The 12,803-nt window shown below is 68.2% G+C and carries 13 protein-coding genes and 3 pseudogenes; 12 read left to right on the top strand and 4 right to left on the bottom strand.

What is annotated here, in order from left to right:
• Window positions 1–94: 94 nt before the first annotated feature.
• The 3 genes from ACF08B_RS22140 to ACF08B_RS22130 form a co-directional block, all read right to left on the bottom strand.
• Window positions 95–220: a hypothetical protein gene (locus tag ACF08B_RS22140; protein WP_392318931.1), complete on the bottom strand. Its 126-nt coding sequence runs from the start codon at window positions 218–220 to the stop codon at window positions 95–97.
• Window positions 217–675, bottom strand: a complete 459-nt coding sequence (locus tag ACF08B_RS22135) for a Crp/Fnr family transcriptional regulator (RefSeq protein ID WP_392318930.1) — start codon at window positions 673–675, stop codon at window positions 217–219. The genes ACF08B_RS22140 and ACF08B_RS22135 overlap by 4 nt, the downstream gene beginning before the upstream one ends.
• 401 nt (window positions 676–1,076) lie before the next feature.
• Window positions 1,077–1,925, bottom strand: coding sequence for a universal stress protein (locus ACF08B_RS22130; protein WP_392319246.1), 849 nt, complete (start codon window positions 1,923–1,925; stop codon window positions 1,077–1,079).
• Between the two features lie 537 nt (window positions 1,926–2,462).
• On the opposite strand from ACF08B_RS22130, the pseudogene ACF08B_RS22125 reads away from it, so the two are divergent.
• The 9 genes and pseudogenes from ACF08B_RS22125 to ACF08B_RS22085 all read left to right on the top strand — a co-directional run.
• Window positions 2,463–3,461 (top strand): annotated as a pseudogene (locus ACF08B_RS22125) (MFS transporter); the annotation flags it as partial.
• A 95-nt stretch (window positions 3,462–3,556) separates the two neighbouring features.
• The gene (locus ACF08B_RS22120; RefSeq protein ID WP_392319265.1) at window positions 3,557–4,072 is read left to right on the top strand and encodes a hypothetical protein; all 516 of its coding nucleotides are present in this window, start codon (window positions 3,557–3,559) and stop codon (window positions 4,070–4,072) included.
• Window positions 4,073–4,470: 398 nt separating this feature from the next.
• Window positions 4,471–4,827 carry a carboxymuconolactone decarboxylase family protein gene (locus tag ACF08B_RS22115; protein WP_392318929.1) on the top strand — a complete coding sequence of 119 codons (357 nt, stop codon included), beginning with the start codon at window positions 4,471–4,473 and terminating at the stop codon, window positions 4,825–4,827.
• A 590-nt stretch (window positions 4,828–5,417) separates the two neighbouring features.
• Complete coding sequence (locus tag ACF08B_RS22110) at window positions 5,418–5,876, top strand: Hsp20/alpha crystallin family protein (RefSeq protein WP_392318928.1); 459 nt, start codon at window positions 5,418–5,420, stop codon at window positions 5,874–5,876.
• Between the two features lie 116 nt (window positions 5,877–5,992).
• Window positions 5,993–6,742 carry an STAS/SEC14 domain-containing protein gene (locus ACF08B_RS22105; RefSeq protein WP_392318927.1) on the top strand — a complete coding sequence of 250 codons (750 nt, stop codon included), beginning with the start codon at window positions 5,993–5,995 and terminating at the stop codon, window positions 6,740–6,742.
• A gap of 319 nt (window positions 6,743–7,061) precedes the next feature.
• Window positions 7,062–7,397, top strand: a complete 336-nt coding sequence (locus ACF08B_RS22100) for a hypothetical protein (protein ID WP_392318926.1) — start codon at window positions 7,062–7,064, stop codon at window positions 7,395–7,397.
• A gap of 904 nt (window positions 7,398–8,301) precedes the next feature.
• Window positions 8,302–9,054, top strand: coding sequence for a hypothetical protein (locus ACF08B_RS22095; RefSeq protein WP_392318925.1), 753 nt, complete (start codon window positions 8,302–8,304; stop codon window positions 9,052–9,054).
• A gap of 33 nt (window positions 9,055–9,087) precedes the next feature.
• Window positions 9,088–9,270 (top strand): annotated as a pseudogene (locus ACF08B_RS22090) (hypothetical protein); the annotation flags it as partial.
• Window positions 9,271–9,458: 188 nt separating this feature from the next.
• A complete protein-coding gene (locus ACF08B_RS22085; RefSeq protein ID WP_392318924.1) occupies window positions 9,459–9,932 on the top strand; it encodes a DUF6233 domain-containing protein in 474 nt (157 codons plus the stop codon).
• Window positions 9,933–10,220: 288 nt separating this feature from the next.
• On the opposite strand, the gene ACF08B_RS22080 is transcribed toward ACF08B_RS22085, so the two are convergent.
• The gene (locus tag ACF08B_RS22080; protein ID WP_392318923.1) at window positions 10,221–10,577 is read right to left on the bottom strand and encodes an ANTAR domain-containing protein; all 357 of its coding nucleotides are present in this window, start codon (window positions 10,575–10,577) and stop codon (window positions 10,221–10,223) included.
• A 1,056-nt stretch (window positions 10,578–11,633) separates the two neighbouring features.
• Here ACF08B_RS22080 and ACF08B_RS22075 point away from each other — a divergent pair.
• The 3 genes and pseudogenes from ACF08B_RS22075 to ACF08B_RS22065 form a co-directional block, all read left to right on the top strand.
• Window positions 11,634–11,870: an STAS domain-containing protein gene (locus ACF08B_RS22075; RefSeq protein WP_392318922.1), complete on the top strand. Its 237-nt coding sequence runs from the start codon at window positions 11,634–11,636 to the stop codon at window positions 11,868–11,870.
• 330 nt (window positions 11,871–12,200) lie between these two features.
• The gene (locus ACF08B_RS22070; protein WP_392318921.1) at window positions 12,201–12,569 is read left to right on the top strand and encodes an STAS domain-containing protein; all 369 of its coding nucleotides are present in this window, start codon (window positions 12,201–12,203) and stop codon (window positions 12,567–12,569) included.
• Between the two features lie 139 nt (window positions 12,570–12,708).
• Window positions 12,709–12,803, top strand: a pseudogene (locus tag ACF08B_RS22065) (IS5/IS1182 family transposase); the annotation flags it as partial.

The raw sequence follows: 12,803 nt of genomic DNA, 5'->3' as shown, positions 1-12,803 counted from the left end.
GGCTCCCCGTGAGGACAACCGTCCCGACCAGCCGACGTCCATGCCCTCGCTGTTCAGAGCAATCCCAGAGGTTCTGGAGCCTGGCGCCGTTGCATCACTGGCAGTAAACGTTTCGTTCGACGAGGTCCTTGAACAAGGCCTTGCGACCCACCGCGACGGCGGCACGCGTCATCACGTCGTTCACCCGGTACGGGCCGCTCTGGGCGGGCTGGGCGATCATGTCAGAGCACCGCTGCCGTAGGGGGCGTACAGGTCGAGGAGTCGGACCCGAGAAGCGTGCAGCCGCTGGGCGACCACTCGTCCGACCCAGACCGCGATCGCCTGCCCGAATGCAGCGTCCTCAGCGCACAGCGCCCGCACGGCCTCGGCGTCGAATTCCCAAGCCCGCACCGGACTCATCGCCTCGGCACCCAGGTGCCAGACGTAGGGTGCGAAGTGCCAGGACCAGCCGATGAGTTCGCCATGCCCGAGCGTTTCGATGACGGTGGAACGGCGGCCAGGGACATGAAGGTCGAGGGCAATGGTGCCGGTGCGTATGATCCAGAAGCGATCGGCTCGGCAGCCCTCTTCGAACAGACGGGCCCCGGCCTCAAAGGAGACCTCACGGGCTAGGCGCATCAGCCTTTCGCGGTGCACAGCCTCCAAGGCCATGGCCATAGTGGTGGCGGACGTCATCGCAGCAACCCCCTTCATGGATCTCTCTTCCAGCCTGGGCTCGGCGGGCACCCCCGCACCACAGGCCGCCAGGCCCCTCACATAGGGCCCTTAGACCTAAGGCGCCTCGCCGATGAGCACGCCCGACGGGAGAACCCACATGAGGCTTCAGTCCAGGTGTTCTCCGGTCGGCCTGGGTAAGTAGAGCGGTGCGAACACGCTCCAAACGTCGCGTCGATGGTCCAGTTCCGCAAACTGCGGTACTTGCCCTTCCACGGACACGCCTGAAACCCCGCCGAGCCTCGGTGCTGAACATTGATGGGATGCTTCTGCAGCACGGACGACAGCTCTACGGCGACGCCCTATTCCGCCCGGCTCAAGCGACGTCGCAACCCTGCCTTGGCCCAGTGCGAGCGTCAGGGTCATGCAGTGCGTGGAACGGTGACGACGGGACAGCGAGCGTAGTGAAGGACGCCTTGGCTGACGCTGCCGAGGAGGAGTCCGGTGAAGCCGCCGTGGCCGCGTGTTCCTACCACGAGGGCGAGAGCATCGTGAGAGGCGTCCGTGAGGGTCTTGACCGGGTGTCCTTTGACGACTTCACCGTGGAATGCGACGTGGGGGTGTGGGCCAGAACGGCTGGCCGTGAGGTCCGCCAGAATTCGCCGGCATTCTTCGATCGCGGCGTGCTCGTCGAGGGTGCCGAGCATTGGGGGGTGCCAGACGTATAGGGCTTGCAGGCTGGCTTTGTGCAGTGCTGCTTCGTTGAAGGCGAAAGCGAGGGCGGTGGCTGAGTGGGAGCTGCCGTCGACACCGACAACGATGCGTGGGGCGGGTGCGGTGCTCGGTTCGGGCTCCGGCACGATGACGACGGGGCAGGATGCCCGTGCAGCCAGGGGCACGGCGACCCCGGCTGCGGCGAGTGCCTGCCGGGCCGGACTCAGGTGCCAGGAACCTACAACGATGAGTGCGGCTTTTTGCGACCGCGTGGCGAGTGCGTGGGCGGGTACTCCTTCAGTGATCACCCCGCCCACCACCAGTTGCGGATGGCGGGTAGTCACGAATGAGAGGGCGTCTGCCAGTAGGCGCTCGGCTGCAGTCTGAAGGTCATAGGTCCAGTCAATCCAGCGCGGAGCCGGCCCGGCCGGCGAGTAGGTCGGTGTCGGTGGGGCCAAAGCGTGGAGGATCATTAGAGGCAATCGACGTCGGCTGGCCTCGTCCGCGGCCCAAGCCAGAGCTGCACGATCATCCGGGTCAGGGGCGAGACCGAGCACAATGGGTGAAAGGTCTTGGATGTCCGGCACCGATTCTCCTGAAAAGATGTGAGGGCCTTCTGCTCTCGGGCTGCGCCGATTCAATACACACCATGCCGTTTCTCCGCGGCTCCGGCATGGGCTCTTCGGCCCTAAAAGGCCCTGATCAATGCAGTTCTGGCTCTGGTTTGATTCGCCCGAGAACAGGCGCAGCAGAGCAGCCGGTACCGGCTGTGGCGACGCGTTCGGCCAAAGGTTTGCAACGGCGTCGCTGGAGTGGTCGCAGTGGTGACTGCTAGCCGAGTGCGCTGCGCCGTTGTTGTTGGCGCAGCGCGGGACCCATGGATGGGCCAGCTGTCCCTGTGCGAATTGAACTCGGCCCGCAGGACTGGATGCTCATCTGCTCTGATCTCCGGGCGTGCGTTCTCCCGCGAGGATTGAGGCAAGTACTCGCCGTCCGGCTGCGGAAAATCGGATGCGACAAGGGTGGACGCTCACGGCGTACACCGTCGTCGATGCTTGGCGAGGTGCTATGTCGTTGGACATTGGCGGGCTCTGATGGTGCTGGGGACGGCGCAGTTTCTGATGGTCCTGGACACGTCTGTCATGAACGTCTCCATCAGCCAGCTGGTGGAGGACTTCCATACGGAGGTCACCGCGATCCAGGCCGTGATTACGCTCTACGCGCTCGCCATGGCCGCCTTCATGCTCATCGGGGGCAGGTTCGGCGATAATTACGGCCGCAGTCGCCTGTTCCTCCTCGGCATGGCCGTCTACGGCTCCGGCTCGGCCCTGACCGCCCTGGCGCCCACCCTGTGGGTGCTCGCTCTGGGCTGGTCTGTCACCGAGGGCCTGGGGGCGGCGATGGTCCTGCCAGCCATGGCCGCCCTGGTCGCCGAGACCTACACAGGAAGGGACCGCGCCATCGCATACGGCGTGATCGGTGGACTCGCAGGCGCCGGCATCGCAGTCGGCCCACTGCTCGGAGGCTGGGTCACGACCTACCTCACCTGGCGGCTCGTCTTCGCCGGCGAAGTTGTGGTCGTCCTTGCCGTCCTACTCTGCCACCGGATGGTCAAGGAGTCCGCACGGACCGCCCCGCCGCCCCGGCTGGACGCCGTCGGGGCGGTTCTCTCAGCGTCCGGACCGGCACTGGGCGTACTTGGAGTGCTCCAGAGCAATACCTGGGGGGTGGGTGCGGCCACGCAAGCCGCCGTTCACCATCCTCGGCTTTGCCCCGACCTTGTTTGTCATCGGCGCCGGCGCAGGCGTCTGACCCTCTTCGTTCACTGGGAACGCAGACGCGAGGCCGCGGGCGCCGATCCCCTGGTGCACCTGCCCCTCTTCGGAGTTCCGCCCCTACGATCCGGACTGCTCACCTTGCTGAGCCAGAACCTGATCCTGCTCGGACTCTTCTTCACCATCCCGCTCTACCTGCAGGTGGTGCAGGGTTTCGACGCATTCCAGACGGGGCTGCGACTGCTGCCGGTGTCCGTCACCATGCTCGTCACCTCTCTTGGCGCCGCAGGCTTGGGACGGACCCTGGGGCCGCGCCGGGTGGTACGCCTGGCACTGCTGTCGCCGACCGCCGCAATCGTGTGGCTGCTTGCCACCATCGAGCCGCAGATCGACACACGCAGTTCGCCTGTGCCATGGCCCTGCTTGGCATCGGCATGGGCCTGCTCGCCTCCCAACTGGGCAACGTCGTCCAGTCCACCGTGGGGGAGGAGGAACGCAGCGAGGTCGGAGGCCTGCAGTTCACGGCACAGAACCTTGGCTCCGCGCTGGGCACCGCGCTCATCGGCTCGATCCTCATCGGTGCTTTGGCGCATGCGTTCGTCGGCGACGTGGAGAACAACCCGCTGCTGTCCGACCAGGCCCGGCAGCAGACCAGTGTCGCGCTGGAAGCCGGAGTCAGCTTCGTGCCGACCGACCAGGTACGGAAGGCAGCCCAGGATGCCGGCCTGCCGCCGGCCGAGGTCGACGCCCTTGCGGACTCGTACGCCGCAGCACAGCTCGACGTCCTGAAGACGGCCATCCTGGCCACCGGCGGCATCACCCTCGCCAGCCTTCTCGCCACCCGACACCTGCCGAGTGCCTCCGGCCGCCGGACGAAGCCATCGAACCGTGATGCACCCGCCAATACCAGGCATTTCACCCAGCAGTGACTCCATGCCCTGCACTCACGAGCCACGCCCGTGCAATTGGCCGCGTAACCCTCTCAGCTGTGCGTATTCGCCGAAAGGCGTAAGCAAGCCTGAGGCCGCGACGTCCTTTCCGACCTCGGTGGTTGCGCGATGCTGAACAGGATCCCGGATCGACGCTCAGCACCTCCCTCAGGGCCTGGACCGGTGAGCGATCCGCTGTGGGCGGGCGCGTTGACGCTTTCGGCCGGCAGCGGACGTCTGAGGACGGCGACGTCCGGCCGGGGCCGGGTGTGGTGTGTTCGGCATGCGAGTGGCCGAACGCGCCACTACGGTGGGAGGGCAAAGCAGGGGGGAAGCCGGTGCGCGGTGCCCCGTCGAGGGTGCCGTGTCCCGTGCTCTGCACTGAAGGCGGTCTTTTGATGGCTACCTCGTCCGAAGCTCCTGTCCTTGAGACGCTCGCAGCGATGACGATGGATTCGATCGAGCGCTGCGGGATGGATGCCTCCACGCTGATCCTTACCAGGATTGCGGCGCTGGCGGCGATGGATGCCCCGGCGATCTCCTACCTCGCGCACGTCGATCCGGCGATCAAGGCGAACCTGTCGCTGGAGCAGGTCCAGGACGTGCTGGTGGCGATCGCTCCAGTGGTCGGCACGGCGCGGGTCATGGCTGCGGCCGCGCACATCACCAAGGCCCTCGGTTTCGCCATCGCGGTGGAGGAGTCCGATGCCGAGGCGATGGCCATGGCCGAGAGCGAGAGCCGTAACAGAGCTTGAAGGACGGCGGTCCCAACTCCCCGCGTGTGGTGGGCGGCCGGTGTGGCATGGCGGGACGGGAAGGGCTCCACCCGCTTCTCGCGGATCCAGATTGCGCGGTGCACGGCCACCCAGCCGCTTCTCCGCGTCTTCCACGGGGTCCCTCCCGCCACTACCAGCACACCACAGCCACCCCCAGCTCATCAGGGCCATCCGGCAGAGCCATCCGGTCCTGATCAGACGACGGCTGCCGGCGCGTAGGGCTGACACTCCGGCGGCACCTCCCGCAGGCTCAGTGGGAGCCGGCACCGACGAGCGCAGCACCGGATGCCCCCTCGCCGTGCCGTCGCTCGGGCGTATCAGGCCCGCCGTGCTCACCTTCCTCGGCAGCGCGAAAACGGCCACTGGCCCCGCGGGGTGCATGAGGTGCGACAGCACCTGCAAAGTGATGCTGTCCCTCCGGCTCTGATCGCTCTGGGCGCCGCAGCGCGGGGCGGACCGCCGAAGCCCGCTCCTCCCTACCGCGCATGCCATGGCTCGCAAGTCGCATGCCGGACGGCCCCCGCTCATGATGGAGATGGAGCGAGTTCGCATCCGTGGAGGTGAGCCGCATGACGTTGCCCGCCCGACACCGGCCCGGCCACCTGCTGGAGCGCAGCTACCCGCCGATGGCCGCCGAGTTCGACGAATTCTTCGACCGGATGCACCGGTTCCTGGAGTCGGCTGCGCCATCCTGGGCGGAATCCATGGCCTGGGCGCCGTTGGCCGACCTGAGCGAGACCGACGAGGCCTACAAGATCGAGTGTGAACTGCCCGGCATCAAGCGCGAGGACATCGAGGTCGAGATCAGCGGACGGGAGCTGCACATCACCGGGGAGCCGAAGGAACGCGAGAGCAAAGGCGTCCTGCGCCGCGCCACGCGCCGTACCGGGCGCTTTGAGTACCGAGCGCCGCTGCCCACCGAAGTGGAGGCCGAGGACGTGCACGCAACCCTCGCCGACGGCATCCTGACCGTCGCTGTCCCCAAGGCTCAGGCGGCCAAGCCCCACCACATCGAGGTCGAGGGCTGACACCCCCAAGCACGCGCACGCCACCGGCATGCCGCACGGCGGAGCGTACGCCGACGGCAGGTTGCATCTCCGAATTTCCCCGCCGACGCTCGCTTGGGACGACTGAGAGGAACGGCATGCTCGACAGAGCCCAGGACGCGCCCCCAGGGATCGACATCGTGAGGGCGAGCGGCACAGTAACAAAGGACGACTACGAGACGGTGATCGAGCCGCTCATCGACGCCGCACGCAGCGAAGGGCGCCGGATCCGGCTGCTGTGGGAAGCCAGCCCTGACTTCCGGGCGCTCACACCGGCGGCCGGATGGGAGGACCTCAAGGTCGGGATCGGAGCCCTGCGCCTGTTCGAAGGGTGCGCTGTCGTCAGCGACAGCGAATGGATCCGCAAGCCCACCCGACTCGCGAGCTTCCTGATGCCCTGTCCGGTACGTGTCTTCGCCGTCCAGGACCGCGATGAGGCCCTACGCTGGCTCGTCTCCCTGCCCGAAGGGCCCGGCGTCCTGCACAAGCTCCTGCCCGACTCCGAGGTTCTCGTGGTCGAGGTCGAACAGCCCCTGCGCGCACAGGACTTCGACGCACTGGCGCAGACCGCGGACAGCTGGCTCGAAACCCACGACGAACTGGCCGGTGTCGTGGTGCACGCTCGTGCCTTCCCGGGATGGGAAAACATCACGGGCATGCTCCGGCACGTTCGTTTCGTCCGCGACCATCACCACAAGGTCAGGAGGATCGCGCTGGCGGCCGACAGCAAGCTCGCCGGACTTGTGCCTCACCTCGCCAACCACTTCGTCCAAGCCGAAGTACGGCAATTCGGATACGGAGAACTCGACGACGCCGTCAACTGGGCCTCAGGCCCGCCCACCCGCTGAGCCTCCCACGCGGCGCCCGGATGCAGACCGTCGTGAACGGAGAGAGAAAGCAGGACGCCCCGGCCCTGTGGCCGAGCCGCCTTGCGGACGCAGCCTCTCTGCTCTGCGGCTGTAGGTGGACCGCGCCGGGTGCCTGTTTTCAGTGTTCCTCGTCCGGGCTGGCTGGGCGGACGGCCAGGGCGATGGCGAGGCTGTCGCCTAGCGCGGCAGTGCGGAATCGGACGAAGTGCCGTCGCGGGCCATACGTCCTAGCTCCCGCCACTTGAGATGTACGGTGCACCGGCGGGTGGGTCCGGTTCTTACCCGGGCCCGCTGCGCTGTGGAATCGCTCCTCGAGCAGCCGCGCCCGCACGTGCCCGTCCGGGCGACCGTCGCTGACGCAGCCCAAGTCTCGGGGCAAGCATTGGCCGTGCAGCCGCCTGGCCAGCTAGACAGCAGTCAGCACGGCTCGCTCGGCCTCGCGGCCACGACGACGGCCGGCACGGACATGGGCTTCAACCGGGAAGCTGCGGGCACGCTCAACCCCATGACGACCGGGGATAAAACCTACTACAACGCACCGACGACATTGACGTTGCCTGCTCTGGCCAACGGCGTGACGAAGGCAGGTGGGGAAGGGTGCCTGGGACTGCTCGTCGAGCCATCCCGAACGTGACTTAGGAGGCTGAGTGAACAGCATGGACTCTGTACAGATGGCTCGCGGCGCATTGACGGCAGCCCTTCCGACATGGCTCCTCATGATGATCGTCGTGCTGCTTATAGGGGTGGCTATCGTCCGCTTGCGTAGAAAGTGAACGAATTAGTTGATGTGGCGGTAGCAACTCGGCCGAGGTGGCGGAAGTGTGGCGCCGTCGCCTCCACGGTAATTGCCCGGTGGGTTGGGCTCCTCGGCTTGCCAAAGACGGACGATCGGAACGTGCCCCTGCTCCCCTTACACTCGACGCTGACCGCCTGCTGGTCGGGGTGCACGAACACATCGAGGGCCCCGCGAGGACGCCGCCGACCAGGGCGAGGATGCGACGGCCCGACCAGGCGCCGCCCCCGACGACCTTCCAGTCCGTCAGCCACAGCGACACCCCCTCGTCATCGAGCGGCACTTACGCCCCGCCACACAGGTCACTCCCTCGCAGCGGGCAGGCGCCAGGCCGCCACCACCCGGCTGTTCGAGCAGGCGGGCCAGTCCCTGGACGGCGTCGCATTCCCCGAGTGGAGGCGGCCGCCATTCCTGCGGGGTGGAGCAATCTTGTCGCCGGCTGTGCACTGCGGGCCATCGTCTGCGAGCCTGACTTTGCTGATCGCCAGGCGTGCCGGGTCACCTAGCGAGCGGAACAGGGCCACCGCCGCCGACGGCGCCCCGCACGAGGTGGTGACGGCTGTGGCCGCACTGTTCATCGTCATTGATAGCCGTGTATGGCGACGATGTAGCGGGCCGATCGGGGCACCGGTAGGTCCGGACGGCCCGTGCGCGGCTTCCCGCGCGCAGAGAGAGGCTGGAGTCAGCAGCCCGCGTCCGCTGGGGCGGGTGGGACGCGAAGGGAACGACCCGGAGGGTGATGACCATGCGCAGTAGGAGCAGGCGGACCGCCGCCGCGCTGGCGGCCCTCGCGCTGGTCGGCACGCTTGCCATCGGATGCGCGGCAGAGGACAGCACCTCTGGCGGTGCATCCCTCCGCCCGGCCGCCGCGCTGAGCCCCTCCGGCAGTGATTGCTGGAGGTCGGGCACATCGGGCGACGACTGGGACAACTGGGACGACTGGGGGCCCGGTATGGGGCCGGGCATGATGGGCGGCGACTGCTCGTGGGGCACCGGCATGATGGGCGGGCGCTACTGGCAGCGCGGCGACGGCACCCCGGTGAAGACCCTGGACCAGGCCCGACAGCGCGCAGACGCCTTCGCCTACCGGCTCGACCTGCGCGTCGGCGAGATCATGCAGTTCTCGAAGAACTTCTACGCCGAACTGGAGACCCCTTCCGGGAAACTGGCCACCGAGATCCTCGTCGACCCGGCCGACGGAGACACTGGGATCGAGTACGGCCCGGCGATGATGTGGAACACCGACTACGGCATGCACCACCGCGGCCAGACCCAGGCGCGAATCTCACCCGAGCAGGCCCAGGACCGCGCCCAGCGCTGGCTGCGTGACCGGGGCAGCGACCTGACCGCCGACGAGGCGGAGGCATTCCCGGGCTACTACACCCTGCATACCCTGCGCTCCGGAAAGATCAACGGTATGCTGTCGGTCAACGCCTCCACCGGCGCCGTGTGGGACCACACCTGGCATGGCACCTACATCGCGACCAGCGAACACTGATAGGCGGCACCCTTACTAACTGATCGTTTCAGAATGAAGTCCGTTGTAGGGCTTGGCAGTCGGGTCCTTGTCGGCAGGATCTGTGGCGTGTCTGATGATCTTGTGCCCGATGACCTGTGGGAACGAGTGGTCCCGCTGTTACCTGCTCGTCCGCCCAGACGGCATCGGTATCCCGGGCGTTTGCCGGCGGACGACCGCGCAGCGCTGAGGGGCATGCGGCCCCAGCACGGGCCGGTCGGCATGGTGCCGCGTTCGCCCACCCAGATGCTGAACTTCCGCTTGGCGGTGTGTTCGCTGTTCCACCAGCCGTGCTGGACCGCCCGGCCGTGCGAGGTGAGCAGCAGGTGGAAGCGTCCGGCCTGCTCCTGGTTGCTGTGCACGGCCACCATCATAGAATCGAATACATGAGCGAGCTGCCGCCTGATCCGCCGCGTCTGATCCTGGCGCTTCTCGATCAGCGGCTCGCTGAGACCGAGACCGTGGCGACCTCCTGCGCCTGCAGGCCAGCGCAGTCCGCCAAGCGCTCGCCGCGGCGGAGAAGCAGGCGCCCGACGGCCGGCGGCTGTCGCCGCCGCAGCCGCAGTCGGCGAGCCCTCGATGCCCCCGCGGTGGAGCCTGCGGGCGGGTTCGTGGTGGAGAAGCAGCTGCACGCCGGGCACCCTCTGGGCGCTGCGGTCCACCGCGCCGGCTGCACGGTGATCCAGCGCGACGCCAACCCGGTCAGCGCCGACGAGGCCCGCCAGGCGCTCACCGGCGACGGGACGTTCTTCCGCGCGTGCGAGTTCTGCCGGCCGGTCACCGCCCTGCAGATCCCCAGCTGGACGCGGGCCGAGCGGGCACTGCGCCAGCTATCGTGCCGCACCCTGCACATGTTGTGAAGTCCGCCTAGCCGAGACTCGTGCGCGCGTCGCGGACTGCAGTGAGGGCCCGGGCCGGGTGCTCTCGGCTGCCGGGCCCTCAAGAGGGTTCGCGCATCCCCGGGGGGTGGGATGTTCATGGCGCGAATGCTGTGCTTAACGATGCGTGCATACCGGGGTCACCCGGGTGGTTCGGCTGGGGCGAGGGGGTACCCGGTGAGTGGTGGCAGGGTGTGGATCCGCGGCGGCACGGCAGCGATGACCGTGCCGCCGCGTGTGTACGAGCAAGGGCCCGGCCTGCAGAGGTGGTCACCTCTCCGGGGTGCGCGCGTGCAGGCGGACGGCCTTGTCGAGTGCTTCCTTGATCGGTGTCGGGAGCGGCTCGTGGGTGCGGGCCCAGCGGGTGACGGCGTAGGCGACGGTGGACAGTTTGGTGTTGGCGAGCTGGGAGGCGACGCGGAGCACGGTGAAGCCGGTGTCGGGGCTGACCTGGTGCAGGCAGATGAGGACGCCGATGGCCTGGTCGACGGATGCGTGGGAGGCGACGGCCCGGCGCAGCTGGGCGACTTCCGCTTCCATCCGGGCCACGTACTCCTCGCGGCCTGCCATCGCGGGGTGCGGGTGGCCGTTGCGGGGGTGCAAGGGATTGCTTGGCTGGGGGGTCATGAGGCCTCGGCGGTGGACGGGTAACGGTGGACCGTTTGGTGCCTGCCCAGAGTGAGGCGGAGCTTCCCGGCCGCCCCACGGGCCTGCTCATCCTTCGGGGCCTGTTCAGCGCCACCCGGTTGATGAGCTGCGGGCATGGTGCCGTGCTGTGTGCAAGAGGTGGCGGATGGGGCCCCGGCCCGGTGCACCGAGGGGTGAAGTCGGCGTCGCGCCGAGCCGGGGTCTGAGGAAGGTTAAGCCGGGTCTCGGCGGCGGCAGAGTACCCGGCGCGCCGTTCCATGCGAGTGTTTCCATTATGGAGCTGATCAGCGGTTTCCGCCCTGCTCAGCGGTCTGCTGCGACCGCGGATGGCGGGTGAGGCCCAGCTGCGGGCCGCGGCACGAAAGGCCCGACCGCCCACCCCCGCGCGCAGAGGTGTGAACCCGACGACGAGGGGCATACGCATAAGCGTCGCAATAGCGGCGAATCAGGTGAAACAGGCGGCACGGAGTGACGGCGACCGTGCCGCCGCTTGTGTACCACCCGAGGGACTCTACGGCTGCGCGACGGCCTACCGGACGCATCGCGTCTGCCTGGTGGCGGGCAAGCAGATGCCCCCGGCAGGGACGGGACGTGACGACCGCCGGTCCGGGGGCACTGCCAGCCACTCCAATGGGAGCGCTTGGAGTTAACGCTCACACTCTGCCATGACCAGCGTCTTTCCACCCCTGCGCGACACCCGTCAAGGCCCGTGCCCACCTCGGAAGGGACAGCTGGACGACTTCTCGGCCGGGTGCCGGGGTGGTCCCGCGCAGCGTCCGGCAGGCCACCCCGGTGGGCGCCCGTGCCCGGTCTGCCCAGTCACAACCTAGGAGCCAGGCGGCAGGTGCGCGCGCGGTGGACGGCCAGGCGGGCCGCCACCTCCCAGGACCGCCGACAATGACGGTAGACATCACTTCACCGGGGAGGTCCCCTGAGAAGCAGAAGCGTCAACGACGAAGAGAGACGCTGTGCTCGAGCCGCTCGACATCCAGGTCCGGCAGCCGGCACCCGACGCTTGCGTGGTGACCGTCGCCGGTGAGCTGGACGCGGTCACGGCGCCACGCCCTCCAGCAGGCGGTCACCACCTACCCCCGCACGATCGTGGACCTCGCGGGCGTCCCGTTCTGCGACTGCACCGGCCTGAGCGCCCTGATGGCCGCCGACCGCCGCGCCAAAGAACGAGGCGCCGTCCTCCGCCTGCGCTGCGTGCCCTGCGCCGTGGCCTGGCTGCTGCGCCTGACCCACACCCGCGACGCCTTCGTCATCGAATAGGCGCCCGCAGGCGAGGCGTTCGCGAGCGGCAGGCGCTGCCGGCTCGCGGAGCACGGGTACGACACCGACTGCCCGGAGGCAGGGGCGCGGCATGGGTCCGCTGCGAGACGTCCGCATTGCTGGGGATCGCGGTCGGGGGTGCGGGTGTGGGACGGTGGAGGGACAACGAGATCGGCCGCCGTCCCTTTGGGACGGGTTGGCCTTTTGGGGGAGTCGGGCGTTGTCCCCTTCACGGGCACCTGGCCTCCGCCATCGTCGTTCACCCCCTTCTATCTCGGGGGTGTGTTTCGTCTTTGGGCTCATCAACCCCCGGAAAGGGGGCCGCCCAGCATGAACTTCACCACCGTCATCGACGGCACCACGGCCCGTATTACCCCGTGCGGGGAGATCGACTTCGACACCCTGCCCCCGCTGCGGGCGGCGGCCGACGCGCTTCCGGCCCACGTATGCGATCTGCTGTGGGATCTGAGCGATACGCCGTTCATGGACCTCGCCGGCCTCCACCTCCTGTTCGGGCTGACTCGGCCCGGCCGTCCGGGCCGCGGCCGCCGTACGAGCGTCACGGGCCTGCGTCCACAGCCCCTGCGACTGCTGCTCCTGGCCGCCGACACCAACCCCGCCACCTTCGACCTCAGCCGCCTGATCCCCGACACGCCTTCCGCTGAATTCCAGCAGTCGGCACCCGAGCGGCCCTGCTGAGGGGCCTGCTCTGCGGCACGCGGAAAGCCACCGCTGGCCGGTGGCGGGCGGAGGCTCCCCTGGGACTCAGCCGCCCGAGAGGGTGCGCCTCAGGCCGCGATAGGGGGAGTCTTCACCTAGGTCGTGTCCGCAAAGTCGATTGCTCGTTGGTCGGTTCGTGGTGCGTCGTCATGAGCTGACCGATGAGTCGTGGGCAGTGATCGAGCCGTTGCTGGCCCCTCCCCGGATGGGCCG

The sequence above is a fragment of the Streptomyces sp. NPDC015139 genome, from assembly GCF_043079785.1.
Taxonomy (GTDB): domain Bacteria; phylum Actinomycetota; class Actinomycetes; order Streptomycetales; family Streptomycetaceae; genus Streptomyces; species Streptomyces albidocamelliae.
Note: the sequence above shows the minus strand (reverse complement) of the source record. Positions and strands in the feature narration are given on the sequence as shown.